At 39.2% G+C, this 21,452-nt stretch carries 22 protein-coding genes; 3 read left to right on the forward strand and 19 right to left on the reverse strand.

Annotation, left to right across the window (positions count from 1 at the left end; all coding sequences use genetic code 11):
- Positions 1 to 43: 43 nt before the first annotated feature.
- The 7 genes from BLP50_RS05120 to BLP50_RS05150 form a co-directional block, all read right to left on the reverse strand.
- Positions 44 to 1,918 carry a heavy metal translocating P-type ATPase gene (locus tag BLP50_RS05120; RefSeq protein ID WP_090152018.1) on the reverse strand — a complete coding sequence of 625 codons (1,875 nt, stop codon included), beginning with the start codon at positions 1,916 to 1,918 and terminating at the stop codon, positions 44 to 46.
- Positions 1,919 to 1,943: 25 nt separating this feature from the next.
- On the reverse strand, positions 1,944 to 2,162 hold the full coding sequence (locus BLP50_RS05125) for a cation transporter (protein ID WP_090152021.1): 219 nt from the start codon (positions 2,160 to 2,162) through the stop codon (positions 1,944 to 1,946).
- A gap of 120 nt (positions 2,163 to 2,282) precedes the next feature.
- On the reverse strand, positions 2,283 to 2,996 hold the full coding sequence (locus BLP50_RS05130; RefSeq protein ID WP_090152024.1) for a GDSL-type esterase/lipase family protein: 714 nt from the start codon (positions 2,994 to 2,996) through the stop codon (positions 2,283 to 2,285).
- A gap of 21 nt (positions 2,997 to 3,017) precedes the next feature.
- Positions 3,018 to 4,232, reverse strand: a complete 1,215-nt coding sequence (locus BLP50_RS05135) for an LL-diaminopimelate aminotransferase (RefSeq protein ID WP_090152026.1) — start codon at positions 4,230 to 4,232, stop codon at positions 3,018 to 3,020.
- A gap of 36 nt (positions 4,233 to 4,268) precedes the next feature.
- Entirely contained in the window at positions 4,269 to 5,060 is a 792-nt protein-coding gene (gene hisA, locus BLP50_RS05140) for a phosphoribosylformimino-5-aminoimidazole carboxamide ribotide isomerase (protein WP_090152029.1), read from the reverse strand.
- A gap of 45 nt (positions 5,061 to 5,105) precedes the next feature.
- Positions 5,106 to 6,410, reverse strand: coding sequence for a M18 family aminopeptidase (locus tag BLP50_RS05145; RefSeq protein ID WP_090152032.1), 1,305 nt, complete (start codon positions 6,408 to 6,410; stop codon positions 5,106 to 5,108).
- On the reverse strand, positions 6,407 to 6,982 hold the full coding sequence (locus tag BLP50_RS05150) for a flavin reductase family protein (protein ID WP_090152034.1): 576 nt from the start codon (positions 6,980 to 6,982) through the stop codon (positions 6,407 to 6,409). The genes BLP50_RS05145 and BLP50_RS05150 overlap by 4 nt, the downstream gene beginning before the upstream one ends.
- Before the next feature lie 135 nt (positions 6,983 to 7,117).
- Between BLP50_RS05150 and BLP50_RS05155 the strand changes: the two genes are divergently transcribed.
- Entirely contained in the window at positions 7,118 to 8,017 is a 900-nt protein-coding gene (locus BLP50_RS05155; RefSeq protein ID WP_090152036.1) for an exonuclease domain-containing protein, read from the forward strand.
- 49 nt (positions 8,018 to 8,066) lie between these two features.
- Here the strand turns inward: BLP50_RS05155 and BLP50_RS05160 are convergent, their stop codons facing one another.
- On the reverse strand, positions 8,067 to 8,726 hold the full coding sequence (locus tag BLP50_RS05160) for a hypothetical protein (RefSeq protein WP_090152039.1): 660 nt from the start codon (positions 8,724 to 8,726) through the stop codon (positions 8,067 to 8,069).
- A gap of 377 nt (positions 8,727 to 9,103) precedes the next feature.
- Between BLP50_RS05160 and pflB the strand changes: the two genes are divergently transcribed.
- Positions 9,104 to 11,362: a formate C-acetyltransferase gene (gene pflB / locus BLP50_RS05165; RefSeq protein ID WP_090152041.1), complete on the forward strand. Its 2,259-nt coding sequence runs from the start codon at positions 9,104 to 9,106 to the stop codon at positions 11,360 to 11,362.
- Positions 11,363 to 11,683: 321 nt separating this feature from the next.
- Positions 11,684 to 12,418, forward strand: a complete 735-nt coding sequence (gene pflA / locus BLP50_RS05170) for a pyruvate formate-lyase-activating protein (RefSeq protein WP_090152044.1) — start codon at positions 11,684 to 11,686, stop codon at positions 12,416 to 12,418.
- A gap of 68 nt (positions 12,419 to 12,486) precedes the next feature.
- Here the strand turns inward: pflA and queF are convergent, their stop codons facing one another.
- The 11 genes from queF to BLP50_RS05225 all read right to left on the reverse strand — a co-directional run bounded on the left by queF (position 12,487) and on the right by BLP50_RS05225 (position 21,074).
- Entirely contained in the window at positions 12,487 to 12,978 is a 492-nt protein-coding gene (gene queF, locus BLP50_RS05175; RefSeq protein WP_090152047.1) for a preQ(1) synthase, read from the reverse strand.
- Between the two features lie 27 nt (positions 12,979 to 13,005).
- Positions 13,006 to 13,692: a 7-cyano-7-deazaguanine synthase QueC gene (queC, locus tag BLP50_RS05180; RefSeq protein ID WP_090152049.1), complete on the reverse strand. Its 687-nt coding sequence runs from the start codon at positions 13,690 to 13,692 to the stop codon at positions 13,006 to 13,008.
- A 29-nt stretch (positions 13,693 to 13,721) separates the two neighbouring features.
- A complete protein-coding gene (gene folE, locus BLP50_RS05185; RefSeq protein WP_090152052.1) occupies positions 13,722 to 14,294 on the reverse strand; it encodes a GTP cyclohydrolase I FolE in 573 nt (190 codons plus the stop codon).
- An 11-nt stretch (positions 14,295 to 14,305) separates the two neighbouring features.
- The gene (gene queE / locus BLP50_RS05190; RefSeq protein ID WP_090152055.1) at positions 14,306 to 14,974 is read right to left on the reverse strand and encodes a putative 7-carboxy-7-deazaguanine synthase QueE; all 669 of its coding nucleotides are present in this window, start codon (positions 14,972 to 14,974) and stop codon (positions 14,306 to 14,308) included.
- A gap of 2 nt (positions 14,975 to 14,976) precedes the next feature.
- On the reverse strand, positions 14,977 to 15,399 hold the full coding sequence (locus tag BLP50_RS05195) for a 6-pyruvoyl trahydropterin synthase family protein (RefSeq protein ID WP_090152058.1): 423 nt from the start codon (positions 15,397 to 15,399) through the stop codon (positions 14,977 to 14,979).
- Between the two features lie 332 nt (positions 15,400 to 15,731).
- Positions 15,732 to 16,847, reverse strand: coding sequence for an SLC13 family permease (locus BLP50_RS05200; protein WP_090152060.1), 1,116 nt, complete (start codon positions 16,845 to 16,847; stop codon positions 15,732 to 15,734).
- Between the two features lie 81 nt (positions 16,848 to 16,928).
- Positions 16,929 to 17,894, reverse strand: a complete 966-nt coding sequence (locus BLP50_RS05205; protein WP_090152063.1) for an alpha/beta fold hydrolase — start codon at positions 17,892 to 17,894, stop codon at positions 16,929 to 16,931.
- 2 nt (positions 17,895 to 17,896) lie between these two features.
- A complete protein-coding gene (locus BLP50_RS05210) occupies positions 17,897 to 18,712 on the reverse strand; it encodes a CPBP family intramembrane glutamic endopeptidase (RefSeq protein WP_090152066.1) in 816 nt (271 codons plus the stop codon).
- Positions 18,687 to 19,286 (reverse strand): phosphatase PAP2 family protein, encoded by a 600-nt coding sequence (locus BLP50_RS05215; RefSeq protein ID WP_090152069.1) that lies wholly within the window; start codon positions 19,284 to 19,286, stop codon positions 18,687 to 18,689. Before BLP50_RS05215 ends, BLP50_RS05210 begins: the two co-directional genes overlap by 26 nt.
- A gap of 40 nt (positions 19,287 to 19,326) precedes the next feature.
- Positions 19,327 to 20,091 (reverse strand): CPBP family intramembrane glutamic endopeptidase, encoded by a 765-nt coding sequence (locus BLP50_RS05220; RefSeq protein ID WP_163927100.1) that lies wholly within the window; start codon positions 20,089 to 20,091, stop codon positions 19,327 to 19,329.
- A gap of 62 nt (positions 20,092 to 20,153) precedes the next feature.
- Positions 20,154 to 21,074, reverse strand: a complete 921-nt coding sequence (locus BLP50_RS05225; protein ID WP_090152073.1) for a CPBP family intramembrane glutamic endopeptidase — start codon at positions 21,072 to 21,074, stop codon at positions 20,154 to 20,156.
- Positions 21,075 to 21,452: the final 378 nt, after the last annotated feature.

Below are 21,452 nucleotides of genomic sequence, written 5' to 3' on the forward strand. Positions count from 1 at the left end.
AACAGAACGCCCTACATCTTTCACTCTTTCAAACCCAAATCTTCTATTTATATTTCTTTACAGATAATGCTCGTATAGCATTGAGCACTGCAATAACCATTACTCCTACATCTGCAAAAATCGCTATCCACATATTCGCAATACCAACTGCACCAAGAATAAGACATGCAACCTTTATGCCGATGGCAAAATAAATATTCTCGTATACGATTCTCATGCACTTCTTTGAGATGCCAATAGCCTTAACAATGCTGCTTGGGTCATCATCCATGAGAACTACATCTGCTGCCTCTATGGCTGCATCACTTCCCAATGCACCCATTGCAACACCGATATCAGCTCTAGAAAGAACAGGAGCATCGTTGATTCCATCGCCTACAAATATAAGCTGCTCCTTGTCTGTTTTTGTGGCCAAAAGCTCCTCTACCTTTGACACCTTGTCTCCAGGTAAAAGTTCCGCACATACTTCGTCTAATCCCAAGTCTGCAGCAACTAAATCAGCCACTTTCTTGCTGTCGCCTGTAAGCATAACAGTCTTGCTGATTCCAGCCCTTTTAAGACCTATAATGGCCTCTTTAGAATGTTCCTTCAGCATATCAGAAATCAGGATATAACCATGATATTTGCCATCTATTGCCACATGAATTACAGTGCCAGGTTCAACGATATCTTCAACCTGAACTCCAATTGAATTCATAAGCTTTTCGTTGCCAACCTGAACTACCTTGCCAGAAACATTTGCCTTTACTCCGTGGCCTGAAATTTCTTCCACATCACTGACAAGGGATGTATCTATAGGCTTACCATAAGCTTCCTTAAGGCTGCGAGAAATTGGATGATTAGAAAATGCCTCAGCCATAGCAGTCATCTCAAGAAGCTCTTCCTCAGAAATATCTACAGCCTGTACTTTTGTAACTTCAAATACACCCTTTGTAAGTGTACCAGTCTTGTCCATTACAACAATTTTAGAACGTGAAAGCGCATCTAAATAGTTAGAACCCTTTACCAATACACCTGCTCGGCTGGCTCCGCCAATGCCTGCAAAAAATGTAAGTGGAATACTGATAACAAGCGCACATGGACAGCTGATTACAAGGAATGTAAGGGCTCTATATACCCACTGTGTCCAAAGTGGATCAATGCCCATTATCAATCTGACAACAGGTGGAATTACAGCAAGCGCTAGGGCTGAATAGCATACAACTGGTGTATAAATTCTCGCAAATTTTGAGATAAAGTTTTCTGGCTTAGATTTCTTAGATGATGCATTTTCAACCAAGTCCAGAATCTTTGATGCTGTAGACTCACCAAATTCCTTAGTGGTTCTAATCGTCAAAACACCTGACATATTGATACAGCCAGAGATGACCTCATCGCCAATTTTAGCTGTGCGAGGTACGCTCTCGCCTGTAAGTGCTGCTGTATCAAGAGTAGCGTTGCCATCGATTACAACACCGTCGATAGGTATCTTCTCACCTGGCTGAACTACTATCTCGCTGCCGATTTCAACATCATCTGGATCAACCTGCTCTAGCACTCCGTCAACCATGATATTGGCAAAATCCGGTCTTATGTCCATAAGCTGGGAAATATTCCTGCGGCTCTTACCTACAGCGTATGACTGGAAAAGTTCTCCAATCTGGTAAAAAAGCATAACCGCAACACCCTCTGTGTACTCGCCAAGGGCGATGGCACCTACTGTCGCAATTGCCATAAGGAAATTCTCATCAAACACCTGCTTGTTTTTGATTCCCTTAAATGCCTTTAGCAAAATATCGTAGCCCACGGTAAAATATGGAACCATAAATAATATGAAACGCACCAATGGATAATCCTCAAGTGGCAGTAAGACCAAAATTATCATCAACACCGATGCTATTATTATTCTTGTTAAGACCTTCTTTTGCTTCTTGTTCATAGCTAACTCCAATCAAAATAACTAATTAAAGGAAAATCTCGCAATCATCCTCTACCTTTTTGCAGTTCTTAAGAACCTCTTCCATAACTGACTTTGTGTCTGCTCCATCTTCAAATTCAACAGACATCTTCAATGCCATAAAATTAACTACTGCATTAGCAACACCAGCTGTGTTGTTAGCAGCCTCCTCCATCTTGTTAGCGCAGTTTGCGCAATCAACGTCAATCTTGTAAGTCTTCTTCATATCTTTTTCCTCCATAAAATTTATATTTTCATCTGAACGTATGAATAATTGTTCATGTGTTGATATAAATATAAACCCGTTAACATAATCTGTCAACGGGTTTCATAATTATTTTACATTTTATTTAATTACATTATAGATTGTATTGGAAATGAGCTGATATCCATCCTTGTTAAAGTGAATACCATCCGATGTATATAAGTCGGTCTTACCATCAGTAACCCGATACATATCGATATATTCTATGGAATACTCCGAAGCCACTTCCTGAGCTATCTGGCCCAATTCATCAGCTACAACAGCTGGCTGTATGCCGTACTCAGCCAATTCTCCGCCCTCAACTGAAAAACAATAAGGACTGCGAACTAGGTAAACCTTAGGCTGTGTTTTCAAATCTAAATAGGAAGCGACAATCTCTGAAAGCCCCTCTTTGTATTCATCAGCATCCCAATTAATAATCTTCGTATCATTGGTACCCAACATAAGAACAACTATATCAGGCTTTGATTTGAGAGAATCTGCGTACTCTCCTGAATTGATATAAGGCAAATTTCCTGTAACGGAAGCTGTACCATTTCTAAGTCCGAAATTGGATACCAAATAAGATGGACCAAGCTTGGTCTGAAGCTGTGCTGGATAGCTATTAATCTCTCGAGTTTTAAGCACACCACTACCGTATGTCAAACTATCGCCCACACAGGTCACTCTTATTCTCTTGTCCTCTCCGCCTAAAAAGCCAGAATGGTACAAAAGCCCTGCAACAAACAGAATTGCAAATGTTACTACAACCGCTTTTCTTTTGAAAAATCCCTTACCGTATTTTGCCCAAAACATCTATCGATGCCTCTCTTAATATTAAATGTTTTTAATTCTCTCGATAGCTCTGAGTGTGTTCTCAGCAGAACCGAAAGCTGTAAGTCTAAAGTAGCCCTCGCCTGAAGGTCCAAAACCAGCACCTGGTGTACCAACAATCTGAACCTTCTCTAATAAGTAATCAAAGAAATCCCATGATGTCATCTTCTCAGGAGTCTTGAGCCAAATATAAGGTGCATTTACACCACCGTATACTTCGAAGCCAGCATCCTTGAGACCTGTGTAGATTGTCTTGGCATTGTTCATGTAATATCCAACCTGCTCCTTGATCTGGGCCTTACCCTCTGGAGAATAAACAGCCTCGCCAGCCTTCTGGATAATATATGGAGCACCGTTGAACTTTGTGCCATGACGACGAGCCCACATTCCGTGAAGAGCCACACCGTCAAATACTAAATCCTTAGGTACTACAGTGTATCCAAGACGTACACCTGTAAATCCAGCATTCTTAGAGAATGAGTGAATCTCGATTGCGCAAGTTCTTGCACCAGTACACTCATAGATTGAATGAGGAACATCATCCTCTGAAATATAAGCCTCATAAGCTGCATCAAAAATAATGAGGCTGCCATTTTTATTAGCATAATCAACCCAAAGCTGAAGCTGGCTCTTTGTAAGAGTAGTTCCAGTAGGATTGTTTGGAAGGCAAAGATAAATTACGTCTGGAGTCTCCTTAGGGAACTCTGGCACGAAATGATTCTCAGCTGTAGTAGGCATATAGATAATATCTGACCACTTGCCAGACTTTTCATCATAAGTACCACAACGACCAGCCATTACATTTGAATCAACATAAACTGGGTAAACAGGATCGCAAACTGCAATGCGAGCATCTGCAGAGAAAAGCTCCTGAATATCAGCTGAATCAGACTTTGCTCCATCAGAAACAAAAATCTCATCTGCGGAAATATCACAACCTCTTGCCTGGTAATCATTCTTAGCGATTGCCTCGCGAAGGAATGGATAACCTAAATCAGGTGCATATCCGTGGAAAGTCTTAGCATCGCCCATCTCGTCTACTGCGCTGTGAAGAGCAGAAATCATAGCTGGTGCGATTGGCTGAGTAACATCACCAATACCAAGTCTGATAATGTCAGCATTTGGATTAGCCTCGCTATAAGCAGCCACTTTCTTGGCTATTGTTGAGAAAAGATAGCTACCTGGTAGCTTTTGAAAATTAGTGTTTACCTTAAACATCGTTGCCTCCTAATTCTAATAATTATGAAATGTATTTTATTCTCTAGTAGAAATCTGCTTAATTATTCTCTCGTAGGAAAGCTTTCCGCCGAACAAATCAAGACATGAACCTACAGTGAAATCCATATTGTTATCAGAAAGATAGCTGATGGTTTCAATATCACTATAATCGTGAACACCGCCAGCATATGTAATAGGCACCCTCTTGTAGCCAGATAAAAATCCTACTAAATCTCTATCTATGCCACTTCCTCTCCCCTCAACATCTGCTGCATGAACCAAAAATTCATCACAGTAGAATGCCAATTTATCTAAAAAATTGTATGTAATAATCTCTTTTGAAATCTTTTGCCAACGATCTGTGACAATGTAGTATTTGTCATCAACTCTAGTGCATGACAAATCAAGAACTAAATGCTCTCTACCCACAATTCCAGAAAGCTTTTTTAGAGCCTCAAAATCAACTCGGCCATTATTGAAAACATACGAAGTAACTATGACATGACTAGCCCCTGCATCAATAAATTCTTTTGCATTGGAATCATCCACACCACCGCCATACTGAATGCCACCTGGAAATGTAGATAACGCCTTCATAGCCTCTGCCTTAGAAGCCTCATATTCTGGTGTATTTTTCTTATTAAGATTGATAATGTGGCCTCCACGAAGTCCATCTTTTTTGTATAAATTAGCGTAATAAGCAGCATCCTTATCCGCTACAAAATTCTCCTGTGGATGTCCATTTTCCTTTCCAAGGTCAGATAATGTAGAACCAACTATCTGTTTTACTTTGCCATTGTGAATGTCGATGCATGGTCTAAATAACATCTCAAGCCCCCATATTTGCCTGTTTAATCGTACTTTTTATAAAAATCACTTCACAGTATAAGCAAGGCCTGATTGATTTTCAATAACAGTTTCGTAAAAAGTTTTCGTTAATTTTACTAAATATTCTGTATCTTTTGCACCAGCCGTCTCATATGGAGAATGCATAGCCAATTGAGCCAATCCGATGTCCACTCCGTTGATGGAAACATGGGCGTTGGAAATGTTGCCAAGTGTAGAGCCTCCAGCCACGTCAGAACGGTTTACAAATGTCTGGTATGGCACCTTTGCCTTTTTGCAAATTTCAGTGAAAATTCCAAATGCCAGCCCATCTGTCATGTACTTTTGATTAGCGTTGAACTTGATAACAATACCCTCGTTCATGTACACCTTGTTTGTAGGGTCGCTCTTTTCAGAATAATTAGGATGAAGCGCGTGGGCATTGTCAGCAGATACCATAAATGAATTTGCGATAGCAGATAAAAGTCTTGAATTATTGCCACCAATAGATTCGTTTATACGTACTAAAGTGTCATATAAAAATGTAGAATCAGCACCCTGCTTTGTTCCACTTCCTACTTCTTCATTGTCAAATGTAGCGTGAAGCTGTACCGCCGTCTCTGAATTTTTAGCAGCGAGAATACCTTCCATAGAACTGTAAGAACACTGCAAATCATCAAGTCTTCTGCAGGAAATAAACTCATCCTCTGCTCCCCAGACTTTGCCCTCTTCTCTATTATATAAGAACAAATCAGAGCCAATGATATCCTCAGGCTTTACATCTAGGTGCTTAGCCACAAGCTCCTTTAGGTTGAACTTTTCATTCATTGAAACAAGTGGAAGCATATCCTTTTGCGCGTTGTATTTGTAGCCATCATTGGCCTCTCGATTCATATGGATAGCAAGAGAAGGAAGCATGCACAAATCCTTATCCAAATCCACAAGCTTTACCTGAAGCTCATTTTTCCCCTTAACGAGAGCACGACCTGCAATAGAAAGAGGTCTGTCAAACCAAGGAGCCATAAGCATTCCACCATATTTTTCTGTGTTGAGCTTTACATAGTGGCCCTCCTTCATCTCTGGCATTTCCTTGATTCTAAATGTAGGAGAATCGCTGTGAGAAGCGATAATCATAAAGCTCTCATATTCTTTTTTAGGCATTCTAAAAGCAATGATTGAAGAACCATTTCTTGTGACAAAATAGTTCTTGCCAGCCTTAAGCTTCCATGATTTTGACTCAGAAAGCTCCTGAAAACCAGCTGCCAAAAATGCCTGACGCTCAGTCTCTACCACATGAAACTGAGATGGTCCCTTGCCTATAAAATCAAATAACCCCTTTATTGTCTTATTCATTTTTTCTTTTTTCCTTTCTTTACAGAATATCCAAAAGTCCCCTTCGGACTAGTCAATCCAAAATATGTGCCGTGAGAGTATGCAAGGGGATTTGATTTTTCAAGCTCAAATCTACCTGACTCATTCATGTATTTCTCATCTGCATGTACGCAAATGACATCTGCCACAAACATGGTATGGCTGCCATATTCATGGGCCTCACGGACTCTACACTCTATGTTTACAGGCGACTCAACAAGCATTGGGACATTCACCTCGTCTGCCTCCTCCTTGTGAAGACCGCAGCGCTGAAACTTGTCCACATCTCTTCCACTGGTGACGCCACAATAATCTGTGGCCTTAGCCATCTCCTCAGTGGTGAGATTAATCACAAATTCACCTGTCTCTTTAATCATGTTATAAGAATATCTGCTAGGTCGTACGGAAATATATGCCATAGGCGGATTGGTGCAGACTGTGCCAGTCCAAGCCACTGTAAAAACATTATCCTCACCTGATTTGCTCCTGCAGGTAACAAGCACTGCCGGAAGAGGATAAATCATATTTCCCGCTTTCCATTTTTCCTTAGCCATACTGACCTCCCGTTAATTTCTTACGCTTTTTACTATACCTTAAATCTTCTATAAATAACAGGGTGTTCATTTTACATTTAAGAGGTTTACATGGTACAATGAATCATCAAATATGTTTTATAAATGGAGATAATTTTGGACAAGCAAAACTCGAATAAATCACAATCGAAAAAAGTTAAAGGTCCTAGCCAGACTGCACCTGCAGGTTTCAAGGGCAAGAATCAGGCCTTTTTGGACGCCGAGTATCTAAGCGCCCGATATAAAAAGAGTTCTATCGAAGATGTCATTTCAGTTGGTGTTATTATCACCAACCCAGAGCACAAGGAGCTTGATAGATTCTATTCTACTGTTCAGCTTCGCCCTGGCCATAAGCTCCCACCACTTATCACAGAGCTTACAGGTCTTACCAATGAGGAGCTAGAGTTTGCCCCTACCTATGAGGAGGTAATGACGGAGCTCATCAATCGCATAAAGGCATATCAGGTTGGAAAAATATGCGTCTGGGGTGGAGACAAAAATAGCTTCCAGCGAGACTTCGAGTCTCGAGTTCTTGAGAAGCCACTTAAAAGAAGTGTTGCTAAGTTCATCAGCACCTTTGAAAACATCCAAAAGGAAGTCAGCCTCGATATTACAGGTGGATTAGACGCCAATCTTTCCCTTGCAGATATGAAGACTATCTGTGGTCTAGGCGGACTTGTTGAGCACAACGCCCTATCCGATGCTGAGGACATGCTCAAATGCATCCGCATCATCGAGCAGGACCAGATGGTTTACGATGGTGTCAAGGCTGCTGAATACAAGAAATTCCGTGGCGAGTACGTCAAGAATCGAAGCTTCAATGATGAAATCGAAGACAAGGATTACATCATCAAGTCAAAGCTTGGGGAGCAGTTCTTAAAAGAAATCAAGTCCAAGGGCTTTGAGGAGGATCCGAAGACAAAGGCCTTCATGGACGACCTGGAATTTTTACTTGGCAAAGGAAATGTTTACATGGGAACATTCTCCGAGAAAATTGAAGAAGAAAATAAAAAATAGTAAAAAAGGGATTGCCGAAGCAATCCCTTAAATATTGTTCATCTATTAACTATTTCTGAAGCTGGAAATCAAATGTAACTTCCTTACCGTCTGCTTCTGAAACAACTTTGATAGAGCCATCATCATTGATTGTTCCCTTATCAAGGCTTGACTCATCACCATCTTCAACAACAAAGACAACAGTATTCTTAGATACTTTGTATGTACCTGAGACAGTTTCTGATTCCATTTCTTCAATGATTCCGTCAAGGTACTCATCCATAGCCTGCTGTGTCTGTTCAATAGTCTGAGACTTCATGTCTTCGAGGAAAGCATCAGCAGACTCATAATTATTTGCAATAGCCACCTCATCTGTTACATCATCGACTGTCATACCATATTCAGCAAGAGCCATATCAATAATTTCATCAATGTGATCATTTAAATATGTTGTATATCCATTCTGGAATTCTTTCTTAAACTCTGTAGTATCGAATGACATATCAAATTTCTTATCGTCTGTCATATTAAGTTTTACATCAAAAGAAAGAGTATTTGGATCAATTCCCATCTCCTCCATAGATTCTACATCAGAGTCTTCAAAATCAGTTAAATCTGCGAAGCGCAAAGTAGCTACGTAGTTACCAGTTACATCTTTCTCTCCACAACCTGTGAAAAGGCTTGCAACAGTTGTGATTGTTGCTAGCATTAAAGCTAATTTCTTTTTCATATTTTTACTCCTTAAATTAATTATTTTTTAGTAACATTTTAAGCACAGTGATAATGTATCATAAAAAATAATATTAGTAAAGTATTAATTTAATACTTTTTATAAAATTTGTCTCCTCTTTTAATATAGTAGTTAAAATCCGCCTAGTTCATATGGAATATTCCCCACCAACTATTGTTTATTGCCTATATTTTTTTGTATTTAGATAAATACATTTTTATTATGTATTTATTCGAATACATTGTGAAATTTTTATCAGAGTTATGTTATAGTGAATATGAGCTAAGGTGTTAGTTTTATCTAACTTGATTGATAAAATTTTAACACAACCCCACTAGCTCACAACTATAAACCTTAAACAATGAAAGGATAATAAAATGGCAAATCACGATTTCGCACAATGGAACGGATTCGTAGGTCGCGTTTGGAAAGATAACGTAGACGTACGTGATTTCATCCAGAACAACTACACTCCATATGATGGAGACGAGTCATTCTTAGCAGATCCAACAGAGGCTACTAACACTCTTTGGGGCAAGCTCCAGGAGCTTCAGGCAGCTGAGCGTGCTAAGGGCGGCGTACTTGACATGGAGACAGAGATTGTTTCATCTCTTACTTCTTATGGCCCAGGTTACATCGCAGAGGAGACAAAGGATCTCGAGCAGATCGTAGGTCTTCAGACAGATAAGCCACTTAAGAGAGCATTCATGCCTTACGGTGGTATCAAGATGGCTGAGCAGTCTTGCAAGATGTATGGCTATGAGCCAAGCGAGAAGCTTCACGAAATCTTTACAGTATATCATAAGACACATAACCAGGGTGTATTCGATATCTACACACCTGAGATCATGAAGGCACGTCACAACAAGATCCTTACAGGTCTTCCAGATACATACGGTCGTGGACGTATCGTCGGCGATTACAGAAGAGTTGCTCTTTACGGTATTGATTACCTTATCGAGAAGAAGCAGATCGACTTCGCTAACACAAACCGTCAGGGTATGAGACGTTATGACTTCCAGCTTCGTGAGGAGATCACAGACCAGATCAACGCTCTTAAGGGCATGAAGGAAATGGCTGCTTCTTACGGCTTCGATATTTCTAAGCCAGCTGCTAACGCTAAGGAAGCTGCTCAGTGGTTATACTTCGGTTACCTTGCAGCTATCAAGACTCAGAACGGTGCTGCTATGTCAGTAGGTCGTGTTTCTACATTCCTTGATATCTACTTTACACGTGACCTTGCTAACGGCGTTATCACAGAGGCTGAGGCTCAGGAGATCATCGATCACTTCACAATGAAGTGCCGTATGGTTAAGTTCGCTCGTATCGAGTCTTACAACCAGTTATTCTCAGGTGACCCAGTATGGGCTACTCTTGAGGTTGGTGGTATCGGTCTTGATGGTCGTCACCAGGTTACAAAGACATGTTATAGATTCCTTCACACACTTGAGAACATGGGACCTTCACCAGAGCCAAACCTTACAGTTATGTACTCTAGCCGTCTTCCTGAGTCATTCAAGAAGTACGCTGCTAAGATTTCAGTTAACACATCTTCTATCCAGTACGAGAACGATGATGTTATGAGAGTTACATGGGGCGATGATTACTCAATCTGCTGCTGTGTATCTGCTACAGAGACAGGTAAGGAGCTTCAGTTCTTCGGTGCTCGTGCTAACCTTGCTAAGTGTCTTCTTTACGCTATCAATGGTGGTATCGATGAGAAGTCTGGCGATCAGGTTGGACCAGAGTACACACCTATCACATCTGAGTACCTTGACTATGATGAGGTTATGCACAAGTTCGATCAGATGATGGATTGGTTAGCTCACATGTATGTTGGAGCACTTAACATGATCCACTACATGCATGATAAGTATTACTATGAAGTATGCCAGATGGCACTTATTGATACACACGTACGCCGTTCATTTGCTACAGGTATCGCTGGATTCTCACACTGTGTAGATTCACTTTCAGCTATCAAGTACGCAAAGGTTAAGGCTATCCGTGGCGAGAATGGTGTTACTACAGATTTCGAGATCGAAGGTGACTTCCCACGTTACGGTAACGATGATGACAGAGCTGATGAGATCGCTGTATGGCTTCTCCGCACATTCATGAGCAAGCTTCGTCACATCCATACATATAGAGATTCAGAGCCTACTACATCTATCCTTACAATTACTTCAAACGTAGTATACGGTAAGGCTACAGGTGCTCTTCCAGACGGAAGACCAGCAGGCGAGCCACTTTCACCAGGTGCTAACCCAGCATACGGTGCTGAGAAGAGCGGTCTTATCGCTTCTCTTAACTCTGTTGCTAAGCTTCCATACGAAGAGGCACTTGATGGTATCTCTAATACACAGACAATCAACCCAGGTGCACTTGGTCACTCTGAGGAAGAGCGCGTAAACAACCTTGTTAACGTTCTTGATGGTTACTTCGATCAGGGTGCTCATCACCTTAACGTTAACGTATTTGGTAAGGAAAAGCTCATCGATGCTATGGAGCATCCTGAGAAGCCTGAGTACGCTAACTTCACAATCCGTGTATCAGGATACGCTGTTAAGTTCATCGACTTAACAAAGACTCAGCAGCTTGACGTTATCGCACGTACATGCCACGAGGCTCTTTAATAAACCGCTAGTCTTTGGCTAGTCTACAGCCTACGGTGCATAAGATACATATTCGCTGACGCGCTTTCGCTCTTGACGCACTCGTTGCCCTACATAAGAGGCCATCTATGATGCCCTCTAAGTAGGGACGGTGCTTTAAGGTCAGCTTAATATGTATCCTTATCCACCTAGGCTTTTATTTTAATCAAGACTCCAGTGAATAAATATATAAGCAACTATAAGACCTTGATGAGTCCTCGTTTCTTAGATGGGGCGCAAGCGTATCTATAGTGCTTATATATTTACTCACGACGAGTCGTGGATTTTAGAACGAGGTACGATATGAGTGAAATTATAGGATACATTAATAAGTTTGAGAGCTTTGGTGCCGTTGATGGACCAGGCGTTAGATATTTGATTTTCTTAAATGGCTGCAAAATGAGATGTGCTTTTTGTCACAATCCAGAGACATGGGCTGAGCATCAGGGTGAGCAGTATACTGCTGATCAGGTACTTGAGAAGGCTATGCGCTTCAAGCCATATTGGAAAAAGGACGGTGGAATCACTGTCAGCGGTGGCGAGCCACTTCTTCAGATTGATTTTGTATTGGATTTATTTAAGAAAGCCAAGGCAAAAGGAATCACAACTTGCATCGATACTGCAGGCCAGCCTTTCACTCACGAAGAGCCATTTTATAGCAAATGGAAAGAGCTTATGAGCGTTACTGATACTGTAATGCTTGATATTAAAAATATCGATCCTGAGGAGCACAAGAAGCTTACTGGTGTTGACAATGCCAATATTCTTCAGATGGCTCAGGAAATCTCAGATATGGGTATTCGTATTTGGATTCGCCACGTACTTGTGCCAGGAGGCAGTGACAACGATGAGCTTTTACATCGCACACGCGAGTTTATCGATACTCTTAAGACTGTAGAGCGCGTTGAGGTTCTTCCTTACCACAGTCTCGGTGTTCCAAAATACGCTGAGCTTGGCATTCCATACCGTCTCGAGGGTGTTGAGTCTCCTACTCCTGAGCGAATTGCCAATGCCAAGGAAATACTTGGTGCATTTTAATCATTTTAATAATTAAACAAAACCCCTTATTGACCTAAACTCAATAAGGGGTTTCTTAATGCAATAAGTTATCTATTGTCTACTTTTTCTGGATACATATCATGATTTGCCATACGGTTAAATGCTACTTCTTCCCATTTAGTTCCTGGCTTACCATAATTGCAATATGGGTCGATTGAAATACCACCTCTTGGAGTGAATTTGCCCCATACTTCAATGTACTTAGGGTCCATAAGCTTGATTAAATCCTTCATTATTATATTTACACAGTCCTCATGGAAATCTCCATGGTTTCTGAAGCTGAATAAATATAGCTTGAGAGATTTGCTCTCTACCATCTTCTCACCTGGAACGTATGAAATGATAATATTAGCAAAATCAGGTTGCCCTGTAATAGGACAAAGTGATGTAAATTCTGGACAATTGAATTTTACAAAATAATCATTCTCTGGATGCTTGTTTAAAAAAGTCTGAAGCATCTCAGGTGCATAGTTATCTGGGTATACATTGTTTTTGTTTCCAAGAAGGGTAAGTGTTCCCTCTGCTGCTCTATCTGCCATAATTGATTCCTTTCGTATTTACGATAATTAATTTTCATATTCTATAGGGTCTTTTACCCCGTTTAACTCAAATGCTGCCTTTCTGTCGATGCATGTACCACATTTTCCGCAAGCTTTCTCATGGCCCTCATAGCAGCTCCATGTAAGCTCATAAGGTACGCCAATCTCAAGGCCCTTCATTACCACCTGTGATTTGTTAAGACTGATAAATGGTGCTACAATTTCAAGCTGCTTGCCACTACCCTCGTAAATAGCTGTGTTCATAGCCTTGTTAAATGCCTCTGAACAATCTGGATAAGCATTGCCAGCTGCATCATCACTGTGAGCTCCATAATAGATTTTTGAGCATCCCTTAGAAAGTGCAATTGCACTGGCACTAGAAAGGAAAAGTCCATTTCTAAAAGGTACGTAAGTGCTTACTGGCTTGCCATCTGTCTTTGACAACTGCTCTGCGTATGACTCTTCTGGAATCTCACCGTCAGAATGCTGAAGCAATGTGCAGTCACTAAACTGAAACATTGTAGATAAATCAAGTGTAATATGCTCTACCTTATAAAAATCGCACACAGCATCTGCTGCCTTTATCTCCTTATCATGGCGCTGTCCATAAAAAATAGATAGGCCAACAACATTTTCATGGCCGTATTCCTTTACAGCCATTCCAAGGCAAGTAGTGCTATCTACTCCACCGCTAACTAAAACTAAAGCTTTCATTATTTATATAAATCCTCCTAATACCGCGATTAATGTAATCTAGCAAGTAAATCACTGTCGGTTTTAAATCGACCTCTTAAGGTCTGAGTATGAGTGCGGGCTCCCGCATTTTTGATGCCGCGAGCTGTCATGCATGAATGGCTTGCTTCAATAAATACAGCCACATCCTCTGAGCCTGTCACCATTTGCAGAATCTCTGCTATATCATTTCCGATACGCTCCTGAAGCTGAAGGCGCTTTGCCGCCATGTCAGCAATTCTTGCGATTTTGCTAAGTCCAATTACTTTTCCATTTGGAATGTATGCCACGCTTACCTTCATATCATACATAAGGGCAAGGTGATGCTCGCAGTAGCTAAACACCTCTATATCCTTAACAAACACCAAATCCTGACTATCCTCATCGTAATAGTCCTCGTCAAATGTCTTGTTAAACATATCTGCTATCTGGGCATTGCTGTAATTCATTCCCTCAAAGACTTCCTCGTACATACGAGCCACACGGTCCGGTGTCTCTAAAAGTCCTGCTCTATCCGGGTCATCTCCCAGAGCAATTATGATATTTCTAATGCTTTCCTTTATTAATTCCTTATTAATTGCCATATTTTACCTTCCTATACTCCTCGCTTATTTGGATCCCAAATAAACTTGTGAAGCTGTAGCTGCAATCTTATATCGTTACGCTTGTGTTCTATTAAATAATCCACCATATCTGCCGGCTCGATTCTGCCAAACACAGGGCTAATTAACACTGTACATTTCTCTGACAGTGAAAACTCATCCACTATTTCACAGACCTTATCAAGCTCTGACACATTAGAGCAGACAAATTTCACCGTATCCTTCTTTAGCAAATACTTGAAATTACTAAGATCCATCTTATCTTCCATGCCAGAACCAGCAAGCTTATAGTCCAAAGTAAAGGCTGGAGGGTTATCTATTTTTGCAAAATCCCCTATGAAAACACTACCGTTGGTTTCTATTTCAACTAGGATATTTTTCTCCCTAGAAAAGGCTTCTAAAAGCACTCTAATATCCTCTGCCAGCAAGGGTTCTCCACCTGTCAGGGTGACTCTTCTCACTCCCGTCGACCTAACATATGAGATGATTTCGTCCTCAATCATCGCCTCAGCATCAGCTTCATCAGTGCAGGCCCATCTAGTATCACAATAGCTACATGAGAGATTACATCCACGGAGCCTTATGAATACCGCCAGCTCGCCAGCATGCTGCCCTTCGCCATTTATACTTACGAATTTTTCTACTACATTAAAAACAGCCACGATTAATCCTCCCTGTAACTAGCGCAGTTATTAGGAGTCTCGTAAACTGTCACCTCTGCCACCTTAAATCCGTATGAAGTAAACTTCTCATAAAAATACTTAGAAAAATTCTCGGCTGTTGGTCTAAAAGGCACCACTCTCATAAGGAAATTCTCGTCCTTAAGAGCGGCAACTGTTGTCTCCTTAAGAGAACCTTCTTCATATATAAAGGTGTGATCAAAGTAATCAGTCTCTTTTTTAAGAGCACTTTTTACATCACCGAAATCTACAACCATTCCTCGTTGCTGGCCCTCAGCCTGCAACTTTTCAGACTTTATATTTAAAATTACTCTCCAGCGATGACCGTGCAAATTTGAACATTTACCCTCATAGCCAGCTAGAAAGTGTGCTCCATCAAATGAAGCTTCTGCAGTTAAATAGTACATTGAAAATCTCCTTGAAACAGGACTAGAAAAAACTGGATATGATTAGGATGGAAAACTAAAGATAAACAATAAAAAAAGAAGAGTGCACCCCTTCTTTACCAACTAATCATAATCGATTCAAATAAACCCAAACATACTGAGTCATCTAAATTACTTTTTAGTCCTGGTTTTGTTTATGGACAGGATGGTACAAACGAACTGTCCCTCGCCCGTAGGCGAATTTCTCTTTTAAATTGCTTGACTATAATACTCCCTAAGCAAGAAAAAATCAAGTCAATACTTAACATTTCTATCTGCCGCCAATTTATTAATCATAAAGCAGCTTACAACTTTTACATGAATAAATACAGTGCACACATTACTGCTAAAAAGATAATATTAAAAGCGGTGAACACTAACATGTATTTTTTAGAATCTGAACCATCAATATAGCTGTACTGTTTGAATGAAATAAGGCTTGCCATAGAAGCTATAAGTGTTCCCAGACCTCCAAGATTGGTTCCAATGATAAGCTTGTCAATCTGGTCTGTAAATCCAGAGCATAAAATTGCTGCAGGCACATTGCTAATCACCTGGCTAAGTCCGATGGATACTCCCACCTCATTTACCTTAACAAGCTGACTAAGGGCTCCACTAAGTTCAGGAATTCTCTTAATATTTCCTATAAATATAAATAAGAAGATAAAGGTAAATAAAAGGGAATAGTCTGGCTTTCTGAGAACTCTCCTATCAAATATAAATGCAAGCAACGCAACTATTAAAAGTCCAATTCGATAATCAAGCACTCTGGCCACCACTAGAATAGAAACCAAAAACGTAAATACGTACATGGCAATTAGCTTCTTATCCCGAGCTTTACGCTCATATACGCTCTTTTCTGTAAGAACAACAGGAGCGCTCTTCACTCTGATAACGGTTGCAATCACAAGCATTGCAAGAGCTACCTCACTATATGGAAGCATTAATTTTATAAAAGCCCCAAGGCTCATTCCAGCAATCGAGTACAGATATAAATTCTGTGGATTGCCTAGTGGAGTCAGCATACTTCCAAGGTTTGCAGCTATTGTCTCTAGCACTATCACTATTATGTAGAGATCTTTTCTTCCAGAAATAGATAAGGTTACAATCGAAAATGGCACAAATGTAAGAAGGGCCACATCATTTGTAATAAACATAGCAGAGAAAAAGCAAAGGGCAATGAGAATAAGAGTAACCCCTCTTATCGAGCTCATCTTTGCAACCAAAAGCTCTCCTATCTGTCTAAACACATGAAGCCTCTGAAGCCCTGCCATTGTAATCATTAGTGCCAGCAAAATACTAAGGGTTCTATAATCAATGTAAGCAAAATAGCTTTTGTCTGGGTGAATCACAAATGCTGATATCACCGCCAAAACAAAAGCTACGCAAAGTACTATTTCATTTCTAATAAATCTCTTAACTGCATCCATAATCTATAATCATTCATCCTCTTAATTTGCTGAATTCATTATAGTCAGATGCTTTATTCTTTTCAATAAATAGTTTAAATCTTAGTCTAACTCAGCGATAAAATTCTTAACAATATTCCCACATTCCTTTGGCTTTTCAAAGTAAATAGAATGACTACCATAAAGAGGGACAATATCGCAATTTCCCATCTTCTCAGCATATGGTATCCAATAATCCTTTTCAAAATCAGCATTGTTAGCAACCTGATAGCTGGCATCTATAAAAATCTTTGGCACATCATTAGGCTTTAGACTATTCCATACTGTCTGGGCATTATCGTAAATTAAATTGACCTCTGATATAGTTGCATGACTCCCTGTAGTCTTTGAGAACAAATACAAATGAAAGTCTGCTTCTCTTTCTGACACATTATCTAGAAGATTATTATAGTAGAATTTTTTCATTACTAGTGGTTCCAGTCCAACTTTTTCAGCTATAGAGAGAAATCTCCACTGTTTTGTGGCCGCCGCTTGTTCCTCTTCACCAACCAAATTGCAAAGGGTTCCATCCATGATTATCAGCCCTTCCACTTCCTCTGGATACTTGCTCTGCCAGTAAGATGTGTACATTCCTCCAATAGAGTGCCCCATCAAAATATAAGGACCTTCCTCACCCAGATTTTTGAGAACAGTTCGATAATCCTCTACTATCTGATCTATGGTTCTATCTTCCTTGGTGTCCTCACTAAGACCATAGCCGGCACGGTCTATAAACAACAGCTCATTATCTTTTTCAATATATTTTGTCATGTTACGCCAAGAAATATTCATAGTGCCATCATTTAATCCAGCACAACATACAATTTTATGTTTTCCATCTTTATTGCCAATTCTAGCAACATTTAACTCATATTCTCCAGCAGAAACCAAACAACTACATGGTTCTAGGGTGTTCATTATCTTATGAAGCTTTACTCTATATACAATCGATGTAGTTACTAGTAAAACAATTATCAAGCAAAGTGAAACTATAAAAAATCTGCGTGTATATTTTAAAAATTTTTTCATACTTATTCTACCTCAGCGATTTCCTTGAATTTGTCACCTCTAATAAGGTAAAGACCAATAACAACTGACACCACCGAAATAAGAATTGACTTAAGGATTATTCCTGAGCCAAGCCACTCTCCGATGAGTACATCCATATCACTTCTATTTCCGTAAATCATAGGCTTAACCATAAGGCTAATATCAAAAAGGAAGTGAAGTACCATGTTGCCCCAGAGATTTCCTGTTCTTAGATAAAGAGCTGCAAGGAAAAATCCAATTCCAATTGCGTAAATTATCTGGCCGTAAATTGGTGTAGGGTCAACTGCTCCATCAAGATTTGTAATATGAATAGCACCAAAAAGAATCGAAGATAAAGACATTGCCAGTATATATGATGCCTTGCTGTTACCAAAAGCTTTTCTAAAGAATGTAAGCCATACGCCTCTGGTAAGAAGCTCTTCTCTGATACCAGCTCCCAGAAAATTTAATAATAGAAATAACACTATAGTCTTACCATCCATAAGTGGTGTGCCATACTCTTTAATTGCCGTATAGATATTTGTCACCAAATAAAAAGCTGTAATAGCAGTCATAACACCACCAATTACAAAGGTATCTTTGAAACTTTTAAGTGAAAATGCAAATACTTTTTTCTCACCACATACAATTACTGTTACAGCAAGAATCCCGATAATTACTAATAAATAAACGCTTACCATAACATAATAATTAGTAAAATTTATATATGAAAGTACCAAACTCGGTATAAAAGTCATTAAAATAAATGATAAAACAATTGCTCCTAAATACTTAATTAATCTCAAACTTGTTTTCATATTTTTTCTCCTTAATTCTTTTCTTTATTCTCCCAAACAATTTACTTAATGCTTCGATGGCCATATATCCAATTATTGCACTAACAATTCCTGTAACAATTCCACCGAATACATCTGTTGGCCAATGAACAAATAAATATAATCTACTAAAAGCCACAAGGGATGCTACTGCAAGGCATGGAATTCCGATTTTCTTATTCCTTAAAAATACTGCTGTTGCCATGGCAAAAAAGGCATTTGTATGTCCCGATGGGAATGAAAAACTATGAGGTGCATTTACAAGTAGCTTTACGCTGGGCTCAAGCCAGCATGGCCTGCATCTTGTTATAAATGGTTTCATTCCAACGTTTACTATTAAAAAACAAACAATTGTTGCCACTAAAAGTGTCCCACCTATTTTTCTGCTCCTGGGAAAAACTGTTAATCCTATAAAAATTAACAGCAATATTAGAACATAATCTTCCAGATTTGTTGCAGTAATCATTATTTTATCCAGTATGGGATTATGAATCCCCTGCAACCAATGAAGAAAATCAAGCTCCCAAGAGAAATAAAATATATCTCCATTTACCATTTGAAAAGATCCTCCCTGTCATTTAAATTACTGTTGATTCTTACCCCTGAAGCACTGGCTGTAATTTCTTTTCTCTCATAAGATAGAAAGCTACTGCAATAGTTACAATTGAATAAATTAAAGTAGACATGGATTCACCTACTAAATTACCTTTTACCCCTAGAACTTCCTCCATATTTACATGGGCAAAATCAAAGAAAAAGTGAACTGCTATATTGGCCCAAATATTTTTTGTCCTAAAATAAACCGCTGCAAAGAATATTCCAATGGCACTTGCATATACCACCTGACATAATGTTGAAAGCAAATCCTGTCCAAAGAAATAATTTGAAAAATGCAAAATTCCAAAAAGGAGTGCTGAAATAACTGAAGCTTTAATAACCATCGGACGACTAAGTTCACCTGTAGCTTTAATGAAATTAAAAGCAATTCCTCTAAATAGTAATTCCTCGCGCATTCCAGCTGTAAGAAAAAGAATTAACGCGGAACCAATGGTATTTGCATAAAAATCTGGGCCTCCATTTCCAAGCAACCAATCAACAAGATGATAGATAAAAAATGGAACCGCATAGGCAAGCACATAAGCATTTAACTTAATGCCCTCAATGAAACTGCCTACTGAAAACCCTAATTCTCTCTTTTGACCAAAAGCAATTATTATTCCAAGCAAACCTGCCACATCAATAGCTTCCAATATCACTTGAGCAATTGTATTCTCTGGGAATAAATTATATGCAACCATAGATATTCCAAAGGAAAAAATCATTGCTAAAATTATTCCTATCACACATTTTTTCTTACTCATCTTCCTATTCCTTTCATTTCCAATTTCCATAACACAATACCAAATAAATTCTTAAAGAATCTTTAAAGATACACATCTGTAGGCTGCTTTTTCTTTGTTATCGCATATACGATAAGTCCACAATCTATTACTAGCAGCATGATGCATACAAACACTGTTCCTTCCACACCAAAGTCTACATTGTATGCAAAGCTATTTGTTGCTGATGCCATGTCATACTTTAATAATGAGAAAGCTGATGCATTTCCACTATTTGGTAGACCAAAGATAATGCTTTGAGAATAATTCCAGCCAAGGTGTGCAGCTATTGCCATCCAAATACTGTCAAAGCAATACATAAGAAGTCCAAGCCAAAGTCCAGCAAGAATTACATTAATAATTGCAAGTGGTGATACCCCCGGATTTAATAAATGTAGAAATCCAAAAAGTGTTGAGGCAATAAACATAGCAACAGCTGGTCTTTTAAATATCTTGTTAAATCGATGATATAAAAAACATCTGCAGAGAATCTCTTCATTGCTAGCCTGAAAAAGTACAGCTATGAAAAACAGAATAAATAAAAGCAGGCTGCCTCCAGCAAAATGCAGCTTCACATCCTTATGTAAGGCTGCCACCAAAATTGCAGAACCATTCATAAGCAATCCAACTAGAAGACCTATAATAGCTAACTTCATGGTGTTTCCAGGAATCTTTCTTCCCAGTGTTTTAAGCATTGGTCTATGAGGTTTCACAAGCCACATATACAGGATCTGCACTATAACAACCCCTGCTGTCGCAAATTGTCCTGCCAAGTATCTAACAGAATCAATGTTTTGCTCATTTGCAAAAAATCTAAAAAGATTTGCAATAAATGTGCCAACGTATTTTCCCAATACAAGTAAAAGTAGAATCTCTACAATAGGCACCAATGGAAAATCTAATATCTTCTGCCAGATTGGCTTTTTTACTTTTTCAAGATTTGCTGTATTTACTGTATTATCCATAATATTTCCTCCGCTATATTACTATGTCTGTCATACTATTAGTGTCGTACTACGTCTGCCGTAGTACTCTATCTATCGCAGTACTATACTACGATAGCTGAAGTATGTCAACATGAAATTTTAAAATTTTTACTGCCTATATTTATTTTTCGATTTTAGGCTGTAGCCTTCTTTTGATTTACTACTGCTTATTTCTATTTTTCTCATCTAGGCAGTACCCTTTTTCAAAATTGCTACTGCTTATTTCCGTTTTTCTCATCTAGGCAGTACCCTTTTTCAAAATCGCTACTGCTTATTTCCATTTTTCTCATCTAGGCAGTAACATTCTCCAAAATCGCTACTGCTTATTCTCATTTTTCTCATCTAGGCAGTAACATT

The organism is Pseudobutyrivibrio sp. AR14 (assembly GCF_900101325.1).
GTDB lineage: Bacteria > Bacillota > Clostridia > Lachnospirales > Lachnospiraceae > Pseudobutyrivibrio.

Excerpts from the sequence above, each read along its gene's own strand:
- BLP50_RS05120 (WP_090152018.1), bottom strand. The coding sequence starts at position 1,918 with ATGAACAAGAAGCAAAAGAAGGTCTTAACAAGAATAATAATAGCATCG.
- BLP50_RS05125 (WP_090152021.1), bottom strand. The coding sequence starts at position 2,162 with ATGAAGAAGACTTACAAGATTGACGTTGATTGCGCAAACTGCGCTAAC.
- BLP50_RS05130 (WP_090152024.1), bottom strand. The coding sequence starts at position 2,996 with ATGTTTTGGGCAAAATACGGTAAGGGATTTTTCAAAAGAAAAGCGGTT.
- BLP50_RS05135 (WP_090152026.1), bottom strand. The coding sequence starts at position 4,232 with ATGTTTAAGGTAAACACTAATTTTCAAAAGCTACCAGGTAGCTATCTT.
- hisA (WP_090152029.1), bottom strand. The coding sequence starts at position 5,060 with ATGTTATTTAGACCATGCATCGACATTCACAATGGCAAAGTAAAACAG.
- BLP50_RS05145 (WP_090152032.1), bottom strand. The coding sequence starts at position 6,410 with ATGAATAAGACAATAAAGGGGTTATTTGATTTTATAGGCAAGGGACCA.
- BLP50_RS05150 (WP_090152034.1), bottom strand. The coding sequence starts at position 6,982 with ATGGCTAAGGAAAAATGGAAAGCGGGAAATATGATTTATCCTCTTCCG.
- BLP50_RS05160 (WP_090152039.1), bottom strand. The coding sequence starts at position 8,726 with ATGAAAAAGAAATTAGCTTTAATGCTAGCAACAATCACAACTGTTGCA.
- pflB (WP_090152041.1), top strand. The coding sequence starts at position 9,104 with ATGGCAAATCACGATTTCGCACAATGGAACGGATTCGTAGGTCGCGTT.
- pflA (WP_090152044.1), top strand. The coding sequence starts at position 11,684 with ATGAGTGAAATTATAGGATACATTAATAAGTTTGAGAGCTTTGGTGCC.
- queF (WP_090152047.1), bottom strand. The coding sequence starts at position 12,978 with ATGGCAGATAGAGCAGCAGAGGGAACACTTACCCTTCTTGGAAACAAA.
- queC (WP_090152049.1), bottom strand. The coding sequence starts at position 13,692 with ATGAAAGCTTTAGTTTTAGTTAGCGGTGGAGTAGATAGCACTACTTGC.
- folE (WP_090152052.1), bottom strand. The coding sequence starts at position 14,294 with ATGGCAATTAATAAGGAATTAATAAAGGAAAGCATTAGAAATATCATA.
- BLP50_RS05195 (WP_090152058.1), bottom strand. The coding sequence starts at position 15,399 with ATGTACTATTTAACTGCAGAAGCTTCATTTGATGGAGCACACTTTCTA.
- BLP50_RS05200 (WP_090152060.1), bottom strand. The coding sequence starts at position 16,847 with ATGGATGCAGTTAAGAGATTTATTAGAAATGAAATAGTACTTTGCGTA.
- BLP50_RS05205 (WP_090152063.1), bottom strand. The coding sequence starts at position 17,894 with ATGAAAAAATTTTTAAAATATACACGCAGATTTTTTATAGTTTCACTT.
- BLP50_RS05210 (WP_090152066.1), bottom strand. The coding sequence starts at position 18,712 with ATGAAAACAAGTTTGAGATTAATTAAGTATTTAGGAGCAATTGTTTTA.
- BLP50_RS05215 (WP_090152069.1), bottom strand. The coding sequence starts at position 19,286 with ATGGTAAATGGAGATATATTTTATTTCTCTTGGGAGCTTGATTTTCTT.
- BLP50_RS05220 (WP_163927100.1), bottom strand. The coding sequence starts at position 20,091 with ATGAGTAAGAAAAAATGTGTGATAGGAATAATTTTAGCAATGATTTTT.
- BLP50_RS05225 (WP_090152073.1), bottom strand. The coding sequence starts at position 21,074 with ATGGATAATACAGTAAATACAGCAAATCTTGAAAAAGTAAAAAAGCCA.